The sequence below is a fragment of the Jiangella anatolica genome (genome assembly GCF_003236295.1).
GTDB classification, from domain to species: Bacteria; Actinomycetota; Actinomycetes; order Jiangellales; family Jiangellaceae; genus Jiangella; species Jiangella anatolica.
This window is the reverse complement of record NZ_POTW01000031.1, coordinates 40,457-63,259: the sequence shown is the minus strand read 5'-3', so window position 1 is coordinate 63,259 and position 22,803 is coordinate 40,457. Positions and strand designations below refer to the sequence as shown.

The 22,803-nt window shown below is 73.6% G+C and carries 22 protein-coding genes; 17 read left to right on the top strand and 5 right to left on the bottom strand.

Annotated elements, in window-relative coordinates; translation table 11 throughout:
• Window positions 1-86: 86 nt before the first annotated feature.
• Window positions 87-1,415 (bottom strand): peptidoglycan DD-metalloendopeptidase family protein, encoded by a 1,329-nt coding sequence (locus tag C1I92_RS14885; protein ID WP_111255439.1) that lies wholly within the window; start codon window positions 1,413-1,415, stop codon window positions 87-89.
• 187 nt (window positions 1,416-1,602) lie between these two features.
• Here C1I92_RS14885 and C1I92_RS14880 point away from each other — a divergent pair, with 187 nt between their 5' ends.
• The 14 genes from C1I92_RS14880 to C1I92_RS14820 all read left to right on the top strand — a co-directional run bounded on the left by C1I92_RS14880 (window position 1,603) and on the right by C1I92_RS14820 (window position 14,807).
• Entirely contained in the window at window positions 1,603-2,301 is a 699-nt protein-coding gene (locus C1I92_RS14880; RefSeq protein ID WP_111255438.1) for a histidine phosphatase family protein, read from the top strand.
• Between the two features lie 38 nt (window positions 2,302-2,339).
• Complete coding sequence (locus C1I92_RS14875; RefSeq protein ID WP_111255437.1) at window positions 2,340-2,900, top strand: DUF3090 family protein; 561 nt, start codon at window positions 2,340-2,342, stop codon at window positions 2,898-2,900.
• Between the two features lie 7 nt (window positions 2,901-2,907).
• The gene (locus C1I92_RS14870) at window positions 2,908-3,714 is read left to right on the top strand and encodes an SCO1664 family protein (protein ID WP_111255436.1); all 807 of its coding nucleotides are present in this window, start codon (window positions 2,908-2,910) and stop codon (window positions 3,712-3,714) included.
• Window positions 3,715-3,734: 20 nt separating this feature from the next.
• The gene (gene mshC / locus C1I92_RS14865; RefSeq protein WP_111255435.1) at window positions 3,735-4,940 is read left to right on the top strand and encodes a cysteine--1-D-myo-inosityl 2-amino-2-deoxy-alpha-D-glucopyranoside ligase; all 1,206 of its coding nucleotides are present in this window, start codon (window positions 3,735-3,737) and stop codon (window positions 4,938-4,940) included.
• A 270-nt stretch (window positions 4,941-5,210) separates the two neighbouring features.
• Window positions 5,211-6,038: a ribosomal RNA small subunit methyltransferase A gene (locus C1I92_RS14860; protein ID WP_111255434.1), complete on the top strand. Its 828-nt coding sequence runs from the start codon at window positions 5,211-5,213 to the stop codon at window positions 6,036-6,038.
• 200 nt (window positions 6,039-6,238) lie between these two features.
• Window positions 6,239-7,495, top strand: a complete 1,257-nt coding sequence (locus C1I92_RS14855; protein ID WP_199521244.1) for an ABC transporter substrate-binding protein — start codon at window positions 6,239-6,241, stop codon at window positions 7,493-7,495.
• 75 nt (window positions 7,496-7,570) lie between these two features.
• Window positions 7,571-8,476 carry a carbohydrate ABC transporter permease gene (locus C1I92_RS14850; RefSeq protein WP_111255433.1) on the top strand — a complete coding sequence of 302 codons (906 nt, stop codon included), beginning with the start codon at window positions 7,571-7,573 and terminating at the stop codon, window positions 8,474-8,476.
• Entirely contained in the window at window positions 8,473-9,348 is an 876-nt protein-coding gene (locus tag C1I92_RS14845) for a carbohydrate ABC transporter permease (RefSeq protein ID WP_199521243.1), read from the top strand. Before C1I92_RS14850 ends, C1I92_RS14845 begins: the two co-directional genes overlap by 4 nt.
• Before the next feature lie 8 nt (window positions 9,349-9,356).
• Entirely contained in the window at window positions 9,357-10,079 is a 723-nt protein-coding gene (locus C1I92_RS14840) for an amidohydrolase family protein (protein WP_111255432.1), read from the top strand.
• Window positions 10,076-10,855: an amidohydrolase family protein gene (locus tag C1I92_RS14835; RefSeq protein ID WP_111255431.1), complete on the top strand. Its 780-nt coding sequence runs from the start codon at window positions 10,076-10,078 to the stop codon at window positions 10,853-10,855. Before C1I92_RS14840 ends, C1I92_RS14835 begins: the two co-directional genes overlap by 4 nt.
• A complete protein-coding gene (locus C1I92_RS14830) occupies window positions 10,852-12,030 on the top strand; it encodes a DegT/DnrJ/EryC1/StrS family aminotransferase (RefSeq protein WP_111255430.1) in 1,179 nt (392 codons plus the stop codon). The genes C1I92_RS14835 and C1I92_RS14830 overlap by 4 nt, the downstream gene beginning before the upstream one ends.
• Window positions 12,031-12,157: 127 nt before the next feature.
• A complete protein-coding gene (locus tag C1I92_RS33835) occupies window positions 12,158-12,295 on the top strand; it encodes a hypothetical protein (protein WP_158564140.1) in 138 nt (45 codons plus the stop codon).
• Between the two features lie 458 nt (window positions 12,296-12,753).
• The gene (locus tag C1I92_RS14825) at window positions 12,754-13,770 is read left to right on the top strand and encodes an NAD-dependent epimerase/dehydratase family protein (RefSeq protein ID WP_111255442.1); all 1,017 of its coding nucleotides are present in this window, start codon (window positions 12,754-12,756) and stop codon (window positions 13,768-13,770) included.
• Complete coding sequence (locus C1I92_RS14820) at window positions 13,770-14,807, top strand: dihydrodipicolinate synthase family protein (RefSeq protein WP_111255429.1); 1,038 nt, start codon at window positions 13,770-13,772, stop codon at window positions 14,805-14,807. Before C1I92_RS14825 ends, C1I92_RS14820 begins: the two co-directional genes overlap by 1 nt.
• Here the strand turns inward: C1I92_RS14820 and C1I92_RS14815 are convergent.
• Complete coding sequence (locus tag C1I92_RS14815; protein ID WP_111255428.1) at window positions 14,797-16,023, bottom strand: response regulator; 1,227 nt, start codon at window positions 16,021-16,023, stop codon at window positions 14,797-14,799. The two genes, C1I92_RS14820 and C1I92_RS14815, sit on opposite strands and share 11 nt — an antisense overlap.
• A 47-nt stretch (window positions 16,024-16,070) precedes the next feature.
• Here C1I92_RS14815 and C1I92_RS14810 point away from each other — a divergent pair, with 47 nt between their 5' ends.
• From C1I92_RS14810 to C1I92_RS14800, 3 genes are read left to right on the top strand one after another with little or no spacing between them, the layout of a single operon-like run.
• Window positions 16,071-17,339 (top strand): DegT/DnrJ/EryC1/StrS family aminotransferase, encoded by a 1,269-nt coding sequence (locus C1I92_RS14810; protein ID WP_111255427.1) that lies wholly within the window; start codon window positions 16,071-16,073, stop codon window positions 17,337-17,339.
• On the top strand, window positions 17,336-18,046 hold the full coding sequence (locus C1I92_RS14805) for an amidohydrolase family protein (RefSeq protein ID WP_111255426.1): 711 nt from the start codon (window positions 17,336-17,338) through the stop codon (window positions 18,044-18,046). The genes C1I92_RS14810 and C1I92_RS14805 overlap by 4 nt, the downstream gene beginning before the upstream one ends.
• The gene (locus C1I92_RS14800; RefSeq protein ID WP_111255425.1) at window positions 18,043-18,819 is read left to right on the top strand and encodes an amidohydrolase family protein; all 777 of its coding nucleotides are present in this window, start codon (window positions 18,043-18,045) and stop codon (window positions 18,817-18,819) included. Before C1I92_RS14805 ends, C1I92_RS14800 begins: the two co-directional genes overlap by 4 nt.
• Here C1I92_RS14800 and thyX read toward each other — a convergent pair.
• From thyX to C1I92_RS14785, 3 genes are read right to left on the bottom strand one after another with little or no spacing between them, the layout of a single operon-like run.
• Window positions 18,771-19,556 (bottom strand): FAD-dependent thymidylate synthase, encoded by a 786-nt coding sequence (thyX, locus tag C1I92_RS14795; protein WP_111255424.1) that lies wholly within the window; start codon window positions 19,554-19,556, stop codon window positions 18,771-18,773. The genes C1I92_RS14800 and thyX overlap by 49 nt on opposite strands.
• A gap of 4 nt (window positions 19,557-19,560) precedes the next feature.
• Entirely contained in the window at window positions 19,561-20,313 is a 753-nt protein-coding gene (locus C1I92_RS14790; protein WP_111255423.1) for an NAD-dependent epimerase/dehydratase family protein, read from the bottom strand.
• A gap of 28 nt (window positions 20,314-20,341) precedes the next feature.
• Window positions 20,342-22,723 carry a ligand-binding sensor domain-containing protein gene (locus C1I92_RS14785; protein WP_111255422.1) on the bottom strand — a complete coding sequence of 794 codons (2,382 nt, stop codon included), beginning with the start codon at window positions 22,721-22,723 and terminating at the stop codon, window positions 20,342-20,344.
• Window positions 22,724-22,803 lie beyond the last annotated feature (80 nt).

The window sequence follows — 22,803 nt, the reverse complement described above, 5'->3', positions numbered from 1 at the left end:
GGGGAGGAGGGCCGCTACGGCGGCAAGCCCAGCTGGCTGCCGGCGGGCCTCGCCGCCCTCGACCGCGCGCTCGCCGACCCGGTCCGCTAGCCGGCGCCGCCGGGGAGCGGGGCGCTGGCCACCCACGGCCAGGGGTCGGTGTGCTGGCCGTCGAGGCGGACCTCGAAGTGCAGGTGGGGTCCGGTGGAGTAGCCGGTCGAGCCGATGTTGCCGATGTACTGGCCCTTCTCCACGCGCTGGCCCGGCGTCACCATGAGGTCGGCCTGGTGGGCGTACATCGTGGTGAGCCGCTGGCCGTTCACGATGCCGTGGTCGAGGATCACCATGTTGCCGTAGGCGTTGTTCCAGCGCGCCTCGATGACGGTGCCGGCGTCCGCGGCGTAGATGCGGCCGTCGCCGCGGCCGAAGTCGAGGCCGGTGTGCATCTTCACGTAGCCGAGGATCGGGTGCAGCCGCTGCCCGTACTCCGACGTCGTCGGGCCCGTCGCCGGCCGGATGAAGGTGCCGGTGCCGAAGCCGGGGCCGTAGTTCGCCGCCGCCAGCAACTCGCCGACCTCGGTGGACTGCTGCAGCAGCTCCATGTAGCGCTGGTAGTCCTGCAGCCGGGCGTCGGCCGCCGCCTGCACGGCCGCCTCGACCAGCGTCTGCGTGTTGTCGACGACCTGCCGGGCCGCGAGCGCCGCCGCCTCGGCCGTCTCCAGTGCCGCCAGCGACCGGCCGGCCTCGTTCGCCACCGTCTCCAGAGACTGCCGCTGCCCCTCCAGCCGGGCGTGCGCGTTGGCCAGCTCGGCCTGCGTGTTCGCCATCTCGCCGAGCGCGCCGTCGGCCGTGCGCAGCAGCGTCCGCATGCCCATGTACCGCGACGCGAGGTCGTCGGGCGTCTCCGCGCCGAGGACGACGCCCAGGGCGGCGAGGTTGTTGCCCTGGTAGGCCTCGCGGGCGATGGTGCCGATCGTGTTGCGGGTCGCCTCGGAGCGGGCGTCCAGCTCGTCGATCTCGCGCTGTGTGCGGGCGACCGACTCGGTCGCGATGCGCAGCTGCTGCTTGGCGTGGACGTCGCTGGCGCGGGCGTCGTCGGCGGCCGCGGAGGCGGTGGCGAACACCTCCTGCGCGGAGTCGAGGTCGGCCATCACCTGCGCGAGGAGCCGCTGCGCCTCGGCGACGGCGACGGTCTGGGCGCCCTCGAGGCCCTGCGCGTACGCGTCCTCCGGGTCGCCCGGCGCGGGCGGCGCCTCGACCGGCGGCGGCGCGACGGTGCCCGGCGGCAGGTCGTCGGGCGGCGTCTCCGCGGCGCCGTCGGTGGGCGGATGCGCGGGCGGCTGGGTGGCCGCGGGCGGAGTGACGGACGGGTCCGCGACGGCGGGCGCGCCGACGGCGGCCAGCGCGAGGCCGGCCGTGGCGGCGATGGCCGCCACTCGGCGTCGTCTGAGGCTCCGCATCGGCGTCGCGTCCCCCTTTCGTGCCCGACGCGCGAAGCCCGGATGGGCCGAACGGTCCCGGCGACGAAGACGTTTGTCTGAAGACTTGATAACCCATTTCGGTGATCGGCGCGACCTTCTGGCCACATGTTCACCCGATCGGTACGCCTCGTAGGCTTCCCACATGCCCACTGTCGTCCTGATCCGCCACGGCCGGACCACCGCCAATGTGACCGGTGTGCTGGCCGGACGCTCGCCCGGCGTCGGCCTCGACGACACCGGCCGGGCCGGCGCGGAAGCGCTGGCGCGGCGGCTGGAGCCGGTCCGCCCGGCGGCGGTCGTCAGCAGCCCGCTGGAACGGTGCGTGCAGACGGCGACGGCGATCGCGGCCGGCCGCGACGTGGTCGCCGACGAAGGGCTGATCGAGTGCGACTACGGCGACTGGACCGGCCGGCCGCTGGGCGAGCTGCGCCGCGAGAAGCTCTGGAAGGTCGTCCAGGAGCACCCGTCCGGCGTCGTCTTCCCCGGCGGGGAGTCGCTACGCGCGGTCCAGCAGCGCGCGGTCGACGCCGTCCGCCGGCGCGACGCCGAGCTGGCCTCGTCGCACGGTGCCGGCGCCGTCTGGTTCGCCGTCTCGCACGCCGACGTGATCAAGGCCGTCGTCGCCGAGGCGCTGGGCCTGCACCTCGACCACTTCCAGCGGCTGGTCGTCGACCCGTGCTCGGTCTCGGTCGTCTCGTTCACCGAGCGGCGGCCGTTCGTGCTCCGCGTCAACGACACCGGCGGCGACCTGGGGTTCCTGCGCTCGCCGGCGCGCCGTCGCCGCCGTGCGACCCGCTCCGACGCCGTCGTCGGCGGGGGAGCGGGCGACGCGGCGGAATAGATCATGGTTCGGCGGCGGCCGCGAGATAGGCTTTCTGGGTGGCCGTGCAGGTGTACCGATTCGATCAGCCCGAGCGCTTCATCGCCGGAACCGTCGGGCGTCCCGGTGAGCGCTCGTTCTTCCTCCAGGCCCGCGACGCCACCAAACTCGTGAGTGTGCTGCTCGAGAAGGAGCAGGTGTCGGTGCTGGCCGAGCGGGTCGACGACATGCTCGACGAGATCCTGCGCCGGGCCGGCGGGCTGACCTCCGTCCCCGCCGTCGCGCCGCCGGAGCTCGAGGACGCCGACCCGCTGGAGCAGCCGATCGTCGAGGAGTTCCGGGTCGGGGCGATGACGCTGCGCTGGGACACCGAGGACGAGCAGATCGTCATGGCCGCCTACGCCGTCGTCGACGACGACACCGAGCCGCCGGACGACCCCGACGAGTCCGACCGCGACGTCATGGTGGTGCGGCTGAACGGCGCGGCCGCCCGGGCGTTCGTCAAGCGCGCCCAGGCCGTCGTCGCCGCGGGCCGGCCGCCGTGCCCGCTGTGCAGCCTGCCGCTGGACCCGTCCGGGCACGTCTGCCCCCGGCAGAACGGCTACCGGCGGCGGGACTGACGCCGCCGTGGACCTGCTGAGCCTGCTCCGCGAGGGCGAGCTGACCATCGAGGGCCGGCTCGTCGTCGCGTCGAACCTCACGTTGCTGGGCCGGGTCACGCACGGCGACGCGTCGGCGCGGTGCGTCTACAAGCCGGTCGGCGGCGAGCAGCCGCTGTGGGACTTCCCCGACGGCACGCTGGCCGCGCGCGAGGCGGCGGCGTACGAGGTGTCCGACGCGGCCGGCTGGCACCTGGTGCCCCCGACGGTGCTGCGCGAGGACGGGCCGTTCGGCGCCGGCATGTGCCAGGCGTGGATGGACCAGGGCGAGTCCGACCTGGGCGCCGGCAAGGTCGACGTCATCCCGGCGTCGGCCCCGGTCGACAGGTGGCTGCCGATCCTCGAGGCGGTCGACGGCGACGGCTCGCCGGTGCTGCTCGTCCACGCCGACGACCCGGGCCTTCGCCGGCTGGCCGTCTTCGACGCCGTCGTCAACAACGCCGACCGCAAGGGCGGGCACGTGCTCGTCGGCGACCGGGCCGTCGCACCGTCGGTGGCCGACGTCGTCGGGGTCGACCACGGCGTCTGCTTCAACGTCGACCCGAAGCTGCGCACCGTGCTGTGGGGGTGGGCCGGCTCCGCGCTCACCGCCGATGAGCGGTCCGAGCTGACCCGGCTTCGGGCGCTGGTCGACGGGCCGTTGGGCGCGACGTTGAGCACGCTGCTGGCCGAGGAGGAGGTCGCTGCGACGGCGGAGCGGATCGACGCGCTGCTGGCCCGCGGGACGATGCCCAGTCCCGAGGGGCGGATGCCGGTGCCGTGGCCCGTCTTCTGAACATTTAGGCTGAGCAGATCATGCGAGCCTGGTCTTCCGTCGACGTGCCCGCCCTGCCCGGGCGCGGCCTGCCCGTCCGTCTGCACGACACCGCGACGGGCGCCGCCGGCCCACTGGAACCGGGCCCGACGGCGACCATGTACGTCTGCGGGATCACCCCGTACGACGCCACCCACCTCGGGCACGCCGCCACGTACGTCGCGTTCGACCTGCTCAACCGGGCCTGGCGCGACGCCGGCCACAACGTCCGCTACGTCCAGAACATCACCGACATCGACGACCCGCTGCTGGAGCGGGCGACCGAGACCGGGCAGGACTGGCGCGAGCTGGCCGACGAGGAGACCCGGCTGTTCACCGAGGACATGGCCTGGCTGCGGGTGCTGCCGCCGTCGGCGTATGTCGGCGCGGTGGAGGCGATCCCGCTGATCACCCGGCTGATCCTGCGGATGGAGCCGTCGGTCTACGAGGTGGACGGCGACCTCTACTTCTCGGTGCGCTCGGACCCGGCGTTCGGTGCGGTGTCGCGGCTGCCGGAGGACCAGATGCGGGCGCTGTTCGCCGAGCGCGGCGGCGACCCGGACCGGCCCGGCAAGAAGGACCCGCTCGACCCGCTGGTGTGGCTGAAGGCCCGCCCGGGCGAGCCGTCGTGGGACAGCCCGTTCGGCGCCGGCCGTCCCGGCTGGCACGTCGAGTGCGCCGCGATCGCCATGGAGTACCTCGGCGTCCCGTTCGACGTCCAGGGCGGCGGCAACGACCTGATCTTCCCGCACCACGAGATGTCCGCGTCACACGCCCACGTCGTGGCCGGCGCGTTCGCGACGCGTTATGCCCACGCCGGCATGGTGGGCCTGGACGGCGAGAAGATGTCCAAGTCGCTGGGCAACCTCGTGTTCGTCTCCCGGCTGCGCGCCGACGGCGTCGATCCGGCCGCCGTGCGGCTGGCGCTGCTCTCCGGCCACTACCGCGCCGACCGCGAGTGGACCGACGGCGTCCTCGCGACGGCGACCGACCGGCTCGCCGCCTGGCGCGCCGCCGTGGCCCGGCCGGCCGGACCGGACGCGGCGGCGGTGCTGGCCGAGGTCCGCGACCGCCTCGCCGACGACCTCGACTCGCCCGGCGCGCTGGCCGCGATCGACCGCTGGGCCGCGACCCCGGGCGACGACACCGAGGCGCCGGCGCTCGTCGCCGCCACCGCCGACGCCCTCCTGGGCGTCGCGCTCCGCTAGGGCGAATTCGTTGGCCTCCGGCCGGGGCCGCCCGTTAGGCTGAGAACCATGGGGATGACAGACAACCGCGCTGTGGCGTTCTGGCGGCCCCGCCGGCACGTCACGGCGTAGCTTCGCGTACCAGCGGCTGACCCCCGGCTGAACGGGGTCCGGGCCGCATCACGGGAGCACGCCGCAGCCGCGTCCGTCCCTCGGTGACCACACCCGAGGCGCACGGCGCGGCTTTTCGACGTCCTCCGACTCCCGTGATCCCGATTGGTGTGATCGCCCATGCCGCGCCATGCACGCACCCACTCCCACTCCCGTCCGAACCACGCCGGCATCCACCTGCTCCGCGACCCCGCGGTCAGCGCCCGGATGGTGCGCTCGTCCGGCGCCGGTCCCGGTGACCTCGTCGTCGAGCTCGGCGCCGGCCTGGGCGCGCTGACCGTGCCGCTGGCGGCGACCGGCGCCCGCGTCATCGCCGTCGAGCGCGACCCGCGCTTCGTCGCCAAGCTGCAGCGCCGCTTCGACGGCGTCGGCGAGGTGCGCGTGGTCGAGGCCGACGCGCGTACGGTCATGCTGCCGCGGCGGCCCTACGCGGTCGTCGCGAACATCCCGTACGCGATCTCGACGGCGCTGCTGCGCCGGTTGCTCGACCCCGAGACGACCTCGATCAGCCGAGCGGACCTGCTGGTCGAGTGGGGGTTCGCCAAGCGGATGACCGACCCGAACCCGCGCGACCTCGAGGTCGCGTGGTGGCAGGCCCGGTTCGAGCTGAGCATCGCCGGGCGGGTCCGGCCCGGCAGCTTCCGGCCCGCGCCCTCGGTCGACTCCGCGCACCTGGTCGTCCGCCGCCGCACCAGTGTGACGAGGGCGCAGACCCGGCTGGCCCGCAGGCTGCTGCAGGACGCCTACCGCTCGCCGCGGCGGCCGGCCCGCGAGGTGCTCGGTGCGCACGTGCCGAAGAAGCGCGCCCACCGGCTGCTCACGTCGACGGGGATCGACCCGCCGGCGGCGGCCGGCACGATCCCCGTGACGACCTGGCTGACGCTGGCCGGTGAGCTCAGCGCCGATGCCGCGGGTGCCGGCCGAACCGCGCGAGCCCGCGGAGCGTAACCGGAGCGCCATATTCGGCTGAGGCCGTAATTGCCGCGTCACGGACCCGGCGACGGCCGAAAACACCGACATCCGGGGTGGCCGATACCGATCGGGTGACAACCGGCCAGGCGAGTGCCGCAATGCCTTGACGGCCGACGTCGCCAACTGTACTTTCGGCCCAGGCCGGTATTCGCCGGTCATGGGCGAGGAGGATTCCGGTGCGAGTTCGAAGTGTGGCAGTCGCGGCTGCAGCCGCGCTGACCGTGGCCGCCTGCGGCGGGGCTGATGACGACACGGCCGGTGGTGGTGGCTCGTCCGAGATCACGGTGTGGATGTACCCGGTGATCCCGGACCAGGACGCCAGCATCGCGTTCTGGGACCAGGTCGAGGCCGACTTCGAGGCCGAGCACGACGACATCGACCTGACCATCGAGCAGCAGCCGTGGGAGGGGCGCGACGAGAAGATCGCGACCGCGATCGCGTCCGGGCAGGGCCCGGACCTCGTCCTGCTGACGCCCGACCAGACGCTGCAGTACCAGGTCAGCGGCGGGCTGAAGCCGCTGGACGGTGCGATCGAGGATGAGCGCGACGCGTTCCTGCCGAGCGCGCTGGACGTCGTCACGTTCGACGACGAGCTGTACGGGGTGCCGATCTACCACACCAGCACCACGACGGCGTACAACATGGCGGCGTTCGAGGCGGCCGGCATCACCGAGCCGCCGGCCACGTGGGAGGACGTCCTCGCGGCGGCGCCCGCGCTGGCGGCGAACGGCGTCTCGGTCCTGGACTACTCCGGCTCGCCGGAGACGACGCTGAACCTCACCTTCTACCCGCTGCTGTGGCAGGCCGGCGGCACCATCTTCACCGAGGACGGCTCCGACGTGGCCTTCGACGGTCCGGAGGGCATGGCGGCGCTGCAGTTCCTGCTCGACCTGCAGGAGGCCGGCGGGCTCCCGGCCGACGCGGCGACGAAGACGAACCTCGTCGACGGCGGGCCGCTGACCACGGGCACGACGGCGATGACGTACGCCATCACGCTGCCCGACATCGAGATCATGCGCACCGCCCTCGGCGCCGACAACGTCGTCGTCGGCGCGCCGCTGACCGGCGAGGAGCAGGTGAGCTTCGGCATCCCCGGCGTCCTGGCGCTGACCAGCATCAACGAGGACGAGGAGGCCGCGTACGAGGTGGCCTCGTTCATCGCCAGCCCGGAGGTCAACGCGGGCCTGAACGCGGAGGCGGGCACGTTCCCGGCCCGCACCGACGTCGAGGCGCCCACCGGCGACGAGGCGCTGGCGACGCTCGCCGACGCGCTGCAGTACGCTCGCCCGGGCGAGGTGCAGCCGACCTCCCGTCAGGTCATGGCGGTGCTGTCGGCGCAGCTGCAGGCCGCTCTGCAGGGCTCGAAGTCGCCCGAGGACGCGCTGGCCGACGCCGCCGCGGAGGCGCGCGACCTGATCGCCCGTGGCGGCTGACCACCGCGCCGGCACCGACATGATCAGGGCGGCCGCCATCCCGGCGGCCGCCCTGCGGCGGGCGAGGAGAACCGTATGACGTTGCAACGCACGGCGCCGTCCCGCCCGACGTGGCGGCAGCGCGTCCGCGACCCGGGCTGGGGCGTGATCTTCGTCCTGCCCATGCTCGTGCTGTTCGTGATCTTCCGGTTCGTGCCGAGCCTCGGTGCGATCGGGATGAGCTTCACCGACTACCGGCTCAGCGGGGACTTCTCCTTCATCGGCGCGGAGAACTACAGCCGGCTGATCGAGGACGACCTGTTCTTCGAGAGCCTGCGCGTCACGCTGCTCTACGCGGTGATGTACGTGCCGCTGACGCTGGTGGTGTCGCTCGGCACGGCGTCGATGCTGCACCACGTGATCCGCGGCCGCGGGCTGTTCCGCGGGCTGCTGTTCCTGCCGTACGTCACCTCGTTCGTCATGGCCGGCATCATCTGGATCTGGATCTACGACTCCGACGGGCTGGTCAACGGCGCACTGGAGCGCATCGGCCTCGGCCCGCTCGCCTTCCTCAGCGGCAACCAGGCGATGGTGCTGGGGTCGCTGGCCGTCGTGTCGGTGTGGAAGAGCTTCGGCTACTCGATGCTGATCCTGCTGGCCGGGCTCAAGAACATCCCCGAGGACGTCATGGAGGCCGCGACGCTCGACGGCGCCGGCGCGTGGGCGAAGTTCCGCCGCATCACCATGCCGCTGCTGCGGCCGGTGGTGTTCTTCGTGGTGGTCATCGAGACGATCGTGGCGTTCCAGGTGTTCGACACGATCTACGTCATGACCGGCGGCGGACCGGCCCGCGCGTCGTACGGGCTGGTCTACATGCTCTACGACCAGGGCTTCAAGTTCTTCGACTTCGGCTACGCCGCCACCATCGGCGTCATGCTGTTCCTCGTGGTCCTCCTGATCTCGCTGGTGCAGCGCTACGTCCTGGACCGGGAGAACACGTGACCACGCTCACCGCACCGCCCGCGACGGCGACGTCGTCGCCACCGCCCACCCGCAGGCGGCGCCGCCGCAGCGGGGCCAACGCCTGGCTGACCGTGCTGCTCATCCTGGCGTCGGTGTTCACGGTGGTGCCGTTCATCGCGGTGTTCGTGCTGGCGATCACGCCCGAGGGCGCGCCGACGATCCCGCAGCAGGTGCCCGACGAGGTCACGTTCGACAACCTGTCCGCGGTGCTCTCGGCGTCGTCGTTCCTGCGCTGGACGCTGAACTCGTTCGTCTACTCGATCGTCTCCGTCGTGGTGATCCTGCTGACGGCGGCGATGGCCGGGTACGCGTTCGCCCGCAAGCGGTTCCCGGGCAGCAACGTGCTGATGTGGTCGTTCCTCGCGACGCTCATGGTGCCGGTGCAGGCCACGCTGATCCCGATGTTCGTGCTGGTGTCGAAGCTGGAAGGCGTCAACACGTTCTGGGGCCTGATCGTGCCGACGCTGGCGAACTCGCAGGCGGTGTTCCTGATGCGGCAGTTCATCAAGGGCCTGCCCGACGACCTGTTCGACGCGGCGAAGATCGACGGCGCGGGGGAGTGGACGGTGTTCTGGCGGTTGGTGCTGCCGCTCACCAAGCCGGTCCTGGCGACGCTGGGCATCTTCGTGTTCCTGTGGCACTGGAACGACTTCCTCTGGCCGCTGGTGATCGCGCAGACCGACGAGATGCGCACGCTGACCGTCGGGCTGTCGACGCTGAACGCCGAGACGGTGACGCGGGCGCGGCTCATGGCGTCGGCGGCGATCAGCGTGATCCCGTGCCTGGTGATCTTCGGCGTGCTGCAGCGGTACCTGGTCAACAGCATCGCGACGACCGGCCTGAAGGGCTGACCGGTTCGGTGCGGATCTTCGACGCACACCGGCTGCTCGGTCCGGTACCGGGCGACGACGTGCCCTCCGCCGACGTGGCCGGGCTGCTCGCCGAGCTGGACCATTTGGGCGTCGACGGCGCCGCCGTCACCCCGAGCGAGGGGCTCTACGGCGACCCCGCCTACCAGCAGCCGGCGCCGGCCGCCGACGAGCGGCTGGTCAGCGTCCCGGTGATCCTGCCCGCGGTGGCCGGCGCCGGCTGGCCGGACGACCCGGGCGTCGTCGTCGCGCACGCGCCGGCCATGGTGCGGGCCTGCCCGGTCCGGCACCGGTTCGCGCTGACCGGGCCGGTGGCGCTGCGCTGGTGGCACGAGCTGGCCGCGGCGCGCATCCCGGTCGCGCTGGACGCCGGCGAGACCGGGCTGGACCGCGTCCACGCGCTGGCGGCGGCCGTGCCGGGGCTGCGGATCCTGGTGCTCTCGCCGGGCTACCGGTCGCTGCGCGAGCTGGCCGAGCTGGTCGCCGAGCACCCGGGCGTGCACGTCGAGACCGGGACGCTGGTCGCGGCCGGCGCGATCGAGTGGCTGGCCCGGCAGGCCGGCGCGCACCGGCTCGTCTTCGGCACCGGCGCGCCGGTGTGGGACGACGCCGGGCCGCGGTTCCAGCTGGACCACCTGCGACTGCCGGCCGCCGACGTCGAGCTGATCGCGGCCGGCTCCTTCGACGCGCTGACGGCGAGGGTGACGACATGAGCCCGGTCATCGACGCGCACGGCCACGTCGGCGCCTGGGCCGACTTCTTCGTGCCGGAGCCCGACGCGGACTGGCTGCTGGCGACGAACGCGGCCATCGGCATCGACGCCGTCGGCGTGTCGCACCTGGTCGCCGTCGGCCGGGACACCGTCGCCGGCAACGAGCTGGCGCTGGCCGAGGCGCAGCGGCACCCGGACCGGATCGGCGTCTGGCTGGTGGCCGACCCGCACCGCCGCGACGCCGCCGCCGTGCTGCGCGACCAGCTGGACCGGCCCGGCGTGTGGGGGCTCAAGCTGCACCCGGACACGCACCTGTGCGCCGCCACCGACCCGCGGTACGAGCCGCTGCTCGAGCTGGCCGCCGCGGCCGGCGTCCCGGTGCTGTCGCACGGGCAGACCCACTCGCCGTACTCCGACCCCGGCGACCTCGCCGAGCTGGCCCGCCGGCACCTGGACGTCCCGCTCCTGCTCGGCCACGCCGGGCTGTGGCCGGAGGGCTTCGACCGGGCCGCCCGGCTGGCCGCCGAGCGGCCGAACCTGTACCTGGAGATCTGCGGCTCCCGGCTCACCACCCGCTGGCTGGAGCGCATGGTCGCGACCGCCGGCGCGGACCGGGTGCTGTTCGGCACCGACGCGTGCTTCCTCGACCCGCGGCCGGGCCTGGGGAAGGTCCGGCTCGCTCGGTTGTCAGAAGCTGACCGGTCACTCGTGCTGGGCGGCAACGCCGTCCGGCTGCTCGGCCCGCGCCTTCCCACCGCCCTGCAGGAGACGTCATGACGACCCTCGCGATCGACGGCGGCGCCCCCGCCCGCAGCGCACCCTGGCCGGCCTGGCCGCCGCCCGCCTCCGACGCGCAGCGCGCGCTGCTCGCGCAGGTGGTCGACAGCGGCGACTGGGGCGCGACGTCGGGCCCGCTGTGCGAGCGGCTGGCGACGGCGTTCGCGGCCCGGCACGACGCGAAGCACGGCATCGTGCTGACGAACGGCACGCTGGCGCTGTTCGTCGCGCTGCGCGCCGCCGGTGTCCGGCCCGGCGACGAGGTGGTCGTGCCGGCGTACACGTTCGTCGCCTGCGCGACGGCCGTGCTGCTGCTCGGCGCGGTGCCGGTCGTCGCCGACGTCGATCCCGTCCACCTGCACCTGACGGCGGACACGGTGCGGCCCGCGCTGAGCTCGCGCACCCGCGCCGTCATGCCCGTGCACCTGGCCGGCAGCCCGGCGCCGCTGGACGAGCTGCTCGCGCTGGCCGCCGAGCACGGCCTGGCCGTCGTCGAGGACAGCGCGCAGGCGCACGGCGCGGCTTATCGCGGCCGGCCGGTCGGCGCGCACGGGACGGCCGGCACGTTCAGCTTCCAGTCCAGCAAGGCGATGACCGCCGGCGAGGGCGGCCTGGTCGTCACCGACGACGACGAGCTGGCCGCCCGGGTGTGGTCGGCCTGCAACGTCGGCCGGGTCCGCGACGGCGCCTGGTACCACCACGCCGGCGTCGGCTGGAACCTGCGGATGACCGAGCTGCAGGCGGCGCTCCTGCTGCCGTGGCTGGACCGGCTCGACGAGGAGGTCGCCGCGCGCGACGCGTTCGCCCGGCGGGTGGAGGCGGCGCTGGCGGCGGACGGCGGGCCGCTCTCCGTCGTGCCACAGCCCGCCGGGACGACGGCGGACTCGCGGCACCTGCTGCTGCTGCGCGCCGCGCCGGGCGTGGACCGCGGCTGGGCCGGCAAGGCGCTCGCGGCCGAGGGCGTGCCCGTCGACGACGGGTACCCGCCGCTGGGCGGGCTGGCGGCGCTCGAGGGGCAGGTGCGCTCGTTGCCGGCGCCTGGCGCCGAGGGCGCTGCGGCGACGGTGTTCTGGCTGCGCCAGCCGCAGCTGATGGCCGGCCCGGACGGCGCCGACGACGTCGTCACGGCGGTTCGGCGGGTCTTCGGCGACCGGCGGGCGTTCCCGCGGGGGTGACGTACCGGCACACATCGGGGCGAAACCGAGAGCGCTGTCCCTCAATGTGAGACTTTCGCTTGCGCGGAACCGGGCCGCCTGACTGATCATGGAACCGGCGTTGTCCCCACCACTGGCAGGAGTGGCGATGGGTCAGAAGCTGGCGAAGAGATTCATGATCGCGTTCGGACTGGGGCTGGTGTTGGCCCTGATCTTCGACCATTCGGCCGCGGGCTTCGCGGTGGGGTTCGCCATCGTCTACGGGGCCGGCCTGGCCGCTGAGTAGCTGCCGTTGCCGTCCCGCTGCTCGTTGGCCGGGCTGGGGCGTGGTGTTCGCGCCGGTCCGGGCTCGCTGGCCTCTCTCCTGGCGGTCTGTCGGGCGCCGGTTGACGGGTGGTTGGGTCCGCTGGCCTCTCCGGCCGGCTGTTGGGCCGGGTCGCTGTGACGTTCGCTGGGCGTCATCACCACGAATGTAGGCCTGGTGGCGCGCGGGTAAGCGTAGTGATGTACCCGATCATTGATGATCATGAGCGTCCACACTCCGGCAAACACCGCAAAGCGAGCACCCGCTGGCCGGTGAGATGCGAACGTGGTCCGGAAAGTGGGCAGCAGGGGCCGGCCAACGAGAAGCGCAGCACCGCCGACGGCCCCGGAACCACCCCCTGGAGTGCAAGTTCTCACCTTGACACCAGCACGCTCCGCAAAATACGGTCTGGACCGTAAGTACGATGATGGAGGGTGCGGGTGCGCAGCATCGACGAGCTCGACGAGCGACTTTCGCGGCCGCGGCCGGCGTTGGTGGAGGACCTGGCCCGGTTGGACGGCGACCTGGTCGTGGTGGGGGCGAGCGGCAAGTTGGGCGTGAGCCTGGTCCGGCTGGCGGTGCGGGGGATCGAGGCGGCCGGGACCGGTGCCCGGGTGTTCGCAGTGTCGCGGTACACCGGGGCGGGGTCGCGGGAGGCGATGGCGGCCACGGGCGCTGAGGTGGTGGCGGCCGATGTGACCGATGATGAGGCGCTGGCGGGGCTGCCGGACGCGGCGAATGTGGTGTATCTGGTGGGGGCGAAGTTCGGCACGCAGGGCAACCAGGCCGGCACGTGGGAGACCAACGTGTACCTGCCGGGGCGGGTGGCGCGCCGCTACAAGGGTGCCCGGATCAGCGCCTTGTCGACGGGGAACGTGTACCCGCTGGTCGAGGTCGGCAGCGGCGGCGCGACCGAGGAGGTCGAGCCGGGCCCGATCGGTGAGTACGCGATGTCGTGCCTGGGCCGGGAGCGGATCCTGGAGGCGGTGTCGCGCCGCGACGGCACCGCGATGGCGTTGATCCGGCTGAACTATGCGGTGGAGATGCGGTACGGGGTGTTGCTGGATCTGGCCCAGACGATCGAGGCCGGTGAGCCGGTGGACGTGACGATGGGCAGCCTGAACCTGGTGTGGCAGGGGTATGCGAACGAGGTGACGCTGCGGGCGCTGCTGCACGCGGCGGCGCCGCCGCTGGTGTTGAACCTGACCGGGCCGGAGACGCTGGGGGTGCGCCGGCTGGCCGGCGACCTGTCCGCGGCGTTGGGCAAGCCGGTGTCGTTCACCGGGGTGGAGGCGCCGACGGCGCTGTTGAGCAACGCGCAGCGCTGCCACGCCCTGTTCGGGTATCCGGATGTGACGGTGCCGGAGCTGGTCGAGGCGACCGCGGCGTGGGTGCGTGCGGGGTTGCCGACGCTGGGCAAGCCGACGAAGTTCCAGCGTCGCGACGGGAAGTTCTGATGGCGAGCGCGCTGGAGCGGTTCCACGCCGGTGGGGTGATCCCGGCGCACCCGCTGGCGCTGGACGAGGACCGCAAGCTCGACGAGGCCCGGCAGCGGGCGCTGTCCAGGTATTACGTCGAGGCCGGCGCGACCGGGCTGGCGGTGGCGGTGCACACGACCCAGTTCGCGGTGCACGAGCCCGGCCGTGGGCTGCTGGCGCCGGTGCTGGAGCTGGCCGCGGCGACCGCGGGGGAGTACCCCGAGCAGGCGCCGGTGCTCATCGCGGGCATCGTGGGGCCGACCGAGCAGGCGGTCGCCGAGGCCGAACTGGCCCGCGGCCTGGGCTATGACCTGGCGTTGCTGACCCCGTACGGGACCGGCGACGCGTCGGAGGATGAGCTGATCGAGCGGGCCCGCGTGGTGGGTGAGGTGATCCCGGTGATCGGGTTCTACCTGCAGCCCGCCGTCGGCGGCCGTCCGTTGAACCGGGAGTTCTGGGCCCGGCTGGCCGCACAGCCGTCGGTGGCCGGGATCAAGGTCGCGCCGTTCGACCGCTACGCCACGCTGGAGGTCGTGCACGGCATCGCCGCGTCCGGCCGCGCCACGGAGGTCGCCCTCTACACCGGCAACGACGACCACATCGTCACCGACCTGCTCACCACCTACACCTCCGGCGGCGAACGGATCGAGGTCGTCGGTGGGCTGCTGGGGCAGTGGGCGGTGTGGGTGCGCGGCGCGGTGGCGATGCTGGCGGCGGCCGGGCGGGCCAAGGCCGGCGACGACGCCGCGCTGCGGGAGCTGCTCGCGCTGAACCCCGTCCTCACCGACGCCAACGCCGCCATCTTCGACGCCGCCCACCACTTCCACGGCTGCGTGCCCGGCATCCACGAAGTGCTGCGCCGCCAAGGCCTGCTCGCCGGGCTGTGGTGCCTGGACCAGGCCGAGGTCCTCTCACCCGGGCAAGAAGCCGAGATCGACCGGATCTGGGCCGCCTACCCCCAGCTGCGCGACGACACCTTCATCGCCGAACGGCTGGACCGCTGGCTCAGAGCGTGATCCGGTACAGCGTCAGCGGCCGCCCGATCGTCCCCGACTCCAGGCTGCCGGAGCGTTCGGCGCAGCCGGCCAGCTCCAGCCGCTGCAGGATCCGGCGTGCGGTCCGCAGCTGCACGCCGAGTCCGTCGGCGACGTCGCGGGTGGTGAGGGGGCGGTCGGCGGTGGCGGTGGTGATCTCGCGGAGCCGGTCCAGCGTGCCGATCGACAGCCCGACCCGGCTGGCGACGACGGCCCGGCTCTGCTCGGCCGCCGGCGCCTCGGCCGGCGCCACCGCCTCCAGCAGGATGTCGACGTCGTTGCGCGACGACACGACGGCGGCGACCGCACCGTGGCTGCGAGCCCGGGTCAGCGCCCGGCGGGCCAGCCGTTCGGCCTCGGCGCCGCTGTGCCCGATGCCGAACCCGACGCGGACGACGTCGTGGCGCTGACCGAGCCGGTGCAGCAGCGGCAGTGCCGTGAAGCCGCGGGAGGCGTCGTGCAGCGGCCCGCGGGTCGTCACGATCAGCGACAGTGTCTCGGAGTACCGCGACAGCGAGCCGCCGAGCAGCCCCACCTCGCGCGCGAGGTCGCCCAGTTCGGTGGCCGGCTCGACCTCGACCAGCCCGAGCGCGACCTGCGCGTCCTCCTGGATCTGGCTGGTGGCCGACAGCAGCAGCTGGCGCAACGCGGCCCGCACCGACTGCCGCGACGGCGCCAGCCGGAACACCGGCAGCTCGCCGCTGAGCTCGTCGTGCACCGACGCCAGGCAGGTGACGGCGACGGTGTCCGGCTGGCGGGCGGCGTGCCGGCGGTGGAACGCGGCGAAGTCCGCGGCAGTCGCGCCGGGCCGGTAGGGCAGCGTCCGCACGTCGGCGACCGGAACCCCGGCGTCGCGCAGCGTGCCCTGCACCTGCGCGGCGTCGAGCGTGTCGACCGAGAGCCGGGTGACGTCGTGGCCGTCGCGCAGCAGCCGCACCAGCGCCTCCAGCAGCGTGGAGCCGCTGTAGTCGACGAACGTCGCCGGGCGCGTCAGCGCGTCGTGGGCGATCGTGTAGGGCACGATGCCGGTGAAGAGCCACGCGTCGACACCGGACGCGTGGGTGGTGACCATCGCGGTGGCCTGGGTCTCGTGGTCGTAGTCGAAGCGGTGCACGCGCACCCCGGCCTGCTCCTCGCAGATCGCCGCCACGCTGTCGACCAGGTCGTGCGGGCCGACCACGCCGATCGAGGTGTCCATGGGGCAACTGTAGCCACCACCGCAATTTTTCGGGCTAGGCCGATACGATGAGTGTCGATCGACAGGAGGCGGGCGAGGCAGTGCAGAGGCTGGCCATCGACGGGGGCACACCGGTGCGCGACCCGGGGCGGCCGCTGCCGTCGCCGCTCACCGCGTCCGGTCGCACCATCGGCGCCGAGGAGGAGGACGCCGTCCTGCGGGTGCTGCGCAGCGGCATGCTCTCCGGCGTCTGGGGCACCGAGGTGAAGGCCCTGACGGAGGAGTTCGCCGCGCTCATCGGCACCCGGTACGCGGTGGCCTGCAGCAGCGGCACCGCGGCGATCCACCTCGCCGTCGCCGCCGTCGACCCGGAGCCGGGCGACGAGATCATCGTCCCGCCGATCTCGGACATGGGCACGGTGACGCCGATCCTCGCGCAGAACGCGATCCCGGTCTTCGCCGACGTCGACCCGGTCACCGGCAACCTGGACCCGGACGCCGTCGCCGCGCTGATCGGGCCGCGCACCCGCGCCGTCGTCGCCGTCCACCTGTTCGGCAAGCCGGCGCCGGTGGCCCGGCTGCGCGAGCTGACCGACCGGGCCGGGATCGTGCTGATCGAGGACTGCGCGCAGGCCTACCTCGCGCCCGTTCGTCCCGGCGGGCCGCTGGCTGGCACGGTGGGGCAGCTGGGCTGCTTCAGCCTGCAGCAGTACAAGCACATCACCGCCGGCGACGGCGGCCTGGTCACCACCGACGATCCGGACCTCGCACTACGGATGCGCCGGTTCGCCGACAAGGGCTGGCCGCGCGAGACCGGCGAGCGCGGCTACCTGCACTACGCGCTCAACTACCGGATGACGGAGCTGGTCGGGGCGGTCGCGCGGGCGCAGCTGGGCAAGCTGCCGGGGGTGGTGGAGCGGCGGCGGGCGTCGGCGGCGGCGTTCGCGGCGAAGGTGGCCGGCCTGCCCGGCCTGACCCTGCCGCCCGACGACGGCGACCACGTCTACTGGTACTACCCGCTGCTGGTCGACGGCCTGGACGAGGCCGGCCTGCGGCGGTACGGCGCGGCGCTGACGGCGGAAGGTGTGCCGGCGCTGGCGGGGTACCTGGCCCGGCCGCTGTACGCCGAGCCGGTGCTGCGCACGCCGCTCACCTACGGCCGCTCCGGCTACCCGCTGGCCGGCCACGAGTACCCCGACGGCCTCTGCCCGGTCGCCGAGGATCTCGTGTACCGGCGGCTGGTCGTGGTGCCGTGGAACGAGAACTTCACCGACGCGGACGTCGACGACATCATCGCCGGAGTGGCGAAGGTGCACGGCGCGCTGGTGGCGTCGTGATCCTCGACTGCGACCTCCTCGTCGGCCGCGACATCGTGACCGGGACCCGGCTGTCCGGCGTGGAGCTGGCGGGCGCACTGCCGGAGCTCGGGATCGGCGGCGGGCTGGTGACGTCGCTGCGTTCCCTGCTGTTCGACGCGCCGAGCGGCAACGACGAGGCGCGCGCCGCCGTCGCGGCGGAGCACGGCTGGCAGGCCGTCGCCGGCGTCGACCTGCGCGACCCGCTGACGGCGCTCGCCGAGGTCTCCCGTGCGGCGTCGCTGGGCGTTCGCGCGGTGCGGCTGGCGCCGGAGCGGCAGCAGGTCCCGGCGACGGCGCCAGGGCTGCGCGCGGTGGCCCGTTCGGCCGCCGAGGCCGGGCTGGTGCTGCTCGTGGAGGGCGACGTGCGGGTCGTGGGGCCGGCGCTGGCCGGCCTGGGCGCGTCCGCCGTCTTCGTCGACGCGCACTTCTACCACCTGGGCGACTTCGTGCTGCTGGCCCGCGACGAGCCCGGCTTCCACGCGTCGACCCGGCTGCTCGGCGACATCGACGGCTGGGAGCTGCTGGCCGAGGCGGCGGGCGTGGAGCGGCTGGTGTTCGGCGCCCGGCCGGGCTGGTTCGAGGCCGCCGCCGTCGTGGACCGGCTGGCCGGGTCGGGCCTGTCGGCCGCCGAGCGGTCGCTCGTCACCGGCGGGAATCTGAACCGGCTGCTGGGGGTGACGGCGTGATCATCGACGTGCACGGGCACTGGGGGCCGTGGTTCTTCCACACCGACGTCGCCGACGCGGCCGTCAACCTGCGGGTGATGGACGAGTGCGGGATCGACGTCCAGCTCGTGTCGGCGGTCGAGGCGGTGGTCTACGACCCGCTGACCGGCAACCCGGCGCTGCTGCCCGTGCTGGAGGCTCAGCCACGGCTGCGCGGCCTGCTCGTCGTCGACCCGCGCGACCTGGACCTGGCCGCGTCGCAGCTGTCGTCGTTGCTGCCCACAGGGCTGTTCGTGGGCGCGAAGATCCACACCCACTACGCGGGCTCACCCGGCGGCTCGGCCGCGATGGCCGACGCGCTGACGCTGCTGGCCTCGTACGACCTGCCGGTGCTGGTGCACACGTGGGGCGAGGAGATCGTCGACCTCGCCGACGTCGTCGCCCGGGTCGACGGCGCTCGCGTCGTCGCCGCCCACCTCGGCGGGCCGTCCTGGCCGCTGGCGCCGGAGGCGGCGCGACGGTCCGACCGGATCTGGTTCGAGCCCTGCTGGTCGACGCCGGCGCCCGGCCGGATCCGCTGGGTGCTGGACCGGATCGGCCCGGAACGGCTGATGTTCGGCAGCGACGCCACCCTCATTCACCCCGCGGTGACGCTCGGCGCCATCCGCGCGGCCGAGCTGAGCCCCGTCGAGGAGGAGCTGGTGATGTGGCGCAACGCCGCCGAGCTGTTCGGCCTCGGTGACGCTCAGACCTTGCGCCAGCCGGGGATCCAGACGCCGTCCTCGACGGTGTAGTCGCCGAACAGGGCGGGCGCCTCCTCGACCATGAGGGCGCCGACCTTGCCGAGGATCAGCCGGATCTCTTCCTCCGCGCCCGGCGCGGTGCGGTTCTCGATGACGTGGCGCAGCGTGCGCACGTTCGCCGTCCACACCAGGCCGGTGGCCAGTCCCTCGGGCGCGAACCGGCGCATGAACGACGTCTTGTGCTTCTTCTCGCCGAACTTGACGCCGTCCTCGTCGAGGCCGAAGTGGCCGGCCATCCAGTGCTGGAACTCCTCCAGCTGCGTCAGCAGGTCGCCGGCCCGCTCCATCAGCTCGGGGTCCTCGCGCGCCCAGTCGGGGAACCAGAACGGGATGTCGTCGAGGCGGACGAAGCGCAGCGACTCCTGCGAGATCGCGACGCCGGCCCGGTGCCGCACCAGCTCGTGGGTGGCGACCCGGCTGACGTTGTGCAGCACGAAGGAGAAGTTGACGTGTTCGAGGACCGAGCCGTGCGCGCTGGACAGGATGTTGCGCAGGTACTCGGCCTGGTCGGTGCGGATCCGGGAGACGTTCGGGTTCAGGCCCGGCTCCCACGACCGGTAGCAGATCCGGCCGGCGAACTCGGCCAGGTTCTGCGCGTCGTCGAGCTCACCACGGTCGACGCGTTCCAGCCAGCTCTCGCCGCCGACCTCTTTCAGGTAGGCCGCGACCTCGTCGTAGTCGAAGTCGGGCCGGGCGATGAGGTGGACTTCAGGCTCTACGGTGCGCACGGGTTCAGTCTGCCAGCACCTGCCGCGGACGCCAGCCCAGGACGGCCTGCGTGTCGTCGGCGGCGACGGAGACGCCACTCACATCGGCGGTGACGGTGAACGGCCGCCACGGCCCGGGCCACTCCAGCGCTCGGTCCATCGCCGCGGCGAGGTCGGCCGCCGCCAGCGCCGGGATCTGCCGGCCGGACCCGTCGCGCATCGTCATCTCCCGCGGCGGGTGGCCCTCCGGCGAGCGCCACAGCGGCCAGTCCGCGTCCGGCGTCGGGAAGATCAGCCGCAGCGAGCAGGCCGCCAGCCCCAGCGACGACGACAGCGCGGCGACGACCTGCTCGCCCAGCCGCTTGGTCAGCCCGTACACCTCGGCGGAGTCCGGCACGCCGGCCGGGTCGATCGGCCGGGTCGCGTAGTCGCCGAACACCGACATCGTGCTGACGTGCACGAACGAGCGCGCGCCGGCGGTCGAGGCCAACGACATCGCCAGGTGCGGCGACGCCACGTTGACCTCGAACGCCAGGTGGTTGACGACCGGCTCGTAGGTGCCGAGCCGGGGGATCGCGGCGGCCATGTGCACGACGCCGTCGATCCCCTCCAGCGCGGCCGCGACGTCGCCGGGGGAGCGGGCGTCGCCGGTCACCGACTCCACGCCGTCCAGGTCCAGCGGCCGCGGGTCCAGCACCCGGACGGTGTGCCGCCGGGCCAGGTGCGGGACCACGTTGCTGCCGACCATGCCGGCGCCGCCGATGACCAGGACCTTCATGCCTACCCCTCCGCCGGCCGAGAAGAAGTCACAGCGTCGCACACTGCCCGGACCGCGACCCGCGGACGCGGTTCGGCACGCCGTCGTCGGTCGGCGCCTCGGCGTTGCCCGAGCAGTCCAGCGACCCGAAGATCGTCGAACCGGAGATCACCGCCGCCGGCGCCGGCCCGTCGACCAGCGAGACCGCCCCGCGGACCGTCGCGCCGGAGATCACCACCGGCGACGCGCCGTCGGCCGTCACCGACCCGAAGACGGCGCCGCCGGAGATCCGCAGCCCGGCGCCGCCGGTCACGGTGACCGAGCCGAGCACGTCGGCGTCCTCCAGGCAGAGCGTCCCGGCCGACGCGATCAGCTCGCCGCGGTGGGTGCCGGTGATCGTCGTCGTGCAGCGCGGCGTGAACCGGAGCAGCTCGTGGCCGGACGAGAGGTACACGTCGCCGCCGCTGTGCGCGGCCAGGTGCGACACGCTGCCGGTCCACAGCTGCTCGACGGCGTGCGTCGACGGGTCGACCCGGACCAGCCGGTTCCCGGCCGGCGAGGCGTACAGCAGCCCGTCGGCGGGGTTCAGCACGAGATCGCCGGAGCTGCTGGAGCTGGTCCCGAAGCCCACGCGCTCGACCACCGCGCCGGTCGCGGTGTCCAGGGCGAACAGGTCGGTGCCCGACAGCCCCCACAGCCGGCCGTCGGCGTCGAACTCCAGCGCCGGGATGGCCGCCTTGCCCGGCGCCGGGTTCGCCTCCCACAGCAGCCGCCGCTCGGCCACCGACCAGGCGAAGACGGTCGCCTCGGGCTGCGTCGGCGGCGTGGCGCTCTGCCCGCCGTAGATGTTCGTGGAGCCGTAGACGACGCCGTCGCGGTAGGCCAGCGCGACGACGCTCTCGTCGTCGATCAGGTCCCGCTGGGAGTGCACCAGGGTGCCGGACGCCGCGTCGTACAGCGCGAACACGCCGCCGAGCTCGCCGAGGTCGGGCATGGTGCCGACGGCCAGATAGTCGCCGGCCGACTCCAGCGCCCGGGGCCGGATCTGCCGGTCGGCCTTGTGGTCGAACAGCCGGCGCGGGTTGTCCGCGGCGCCCGGCACCGGCGACGGCGAGTACTCCGGGCTGTGCCATGGCAGCGCCGGGTCGTAGGAGTACACCCGAGCGTCGGGATAGGCGCCGACGTAGAGCCGGCCGTCGTGTGTCGTCATCGCCTCGGACTGGGAGAACGTGTGGAACTCCTCGCGCACGCCGGTGTCCGGGTCGACCGCCGCGAAGCCGCCGTTGAGGAAGCCGCCGGCGTAGATGCGCCCGTCCGGGCCCTCGCTGAGCGCGGTGATGTCGATCGGCTCGCCCTGGATCGAGGTCTGGACGAACGAGTGCGCGCCGGTCTGCGGGTTGTAGCGGAACATCAACCCGCGCCAGAGCAGGCCGACGATGCTGCGGCCCGGGTAGTCCGGCAGCCCCAGCTCGGCCCAGCCGATGCCGCGGGTGTTCGCGACCCGGCCGGTCACCGGCACGCCGGTGGACGTCGTGCTGCCGTCGCTCGGGTCGTACCGGACCAGCTCGCCGCCCGCGATCAGGTAGACCCGGCCCTGCTCGTCCGGCGGCGACGGCTCCAGCCCGTGCGCGGTCTGGATGTCGTCCACCCACCGGCCGGCGGCGATGTCCCACACGTACAGCGGGCTCGGCGACGCGGTGCCGAACCGGACGTAGAGGTGGTCGCCGACGACGTCGACGTCGTAGGACCAGGCGGTCGCGACGTCCAGGCCGGCCGGCGTCGGCAGCGCCGTCTTCGCGCCCGTGGTCCGGTCGACGGCGTACACGGCGGCCGGGTTCTCCGTGCCGGCGAAGACCGTGTCGCCGTGCACCGCGACGCTGCGCACGTAGGCATGGGTCGCAGAGACCCGGCCGTAGTCGCGGAACGCGCCGGTGTCCGGGTCGTACGAGAACAGCTTGCCGCCCGGCGACGTGCCGCCGTAGACCGTGCCGTCGTCCGCCACCGACACGTCCCACACGAACGTCTCGCCGGCGACCGGGTTGCCCAGCGCCTGCACGCCGCCGGCCGCCGTCCAGCGGTAGAGGCCGGCCGAGCCGTAGGTGCCGACGTAGACCGAGCCGTCCGCGCCGGCGTCGACGGCCCAGGAGCCGCCCGCGCCGGGCAGGTCGAACCGGGCCACGGCTGTCCCGGTCGCCGGGTCGACGGCGTTGAGGTGCGCCGGCGCGCCGGACGACGCGCTCCACAGCACCGGGGTGCCGTCGGGGCCGGCGCCGACCGTGCCGCCGATCAGCAGCACGTCCTGCAGCGGCGTGCCGAGCGAGGTGACCTCGCCGGGCGGCGGGGCGTCGTCCGGTGCGGGCTCGGCGGCCGCCGGCGCGACGGCGGCGAGGCCGAGCACCAGGGCGGCCGAGCCGGAAAGGAAGGCTCTCATGGGCGGGACCTCCGAGGGGGACGGACGGGGTGGACTGCCCCGGAGGCTATCGAGAGACGCTATATCGGGCAAGACCGTAA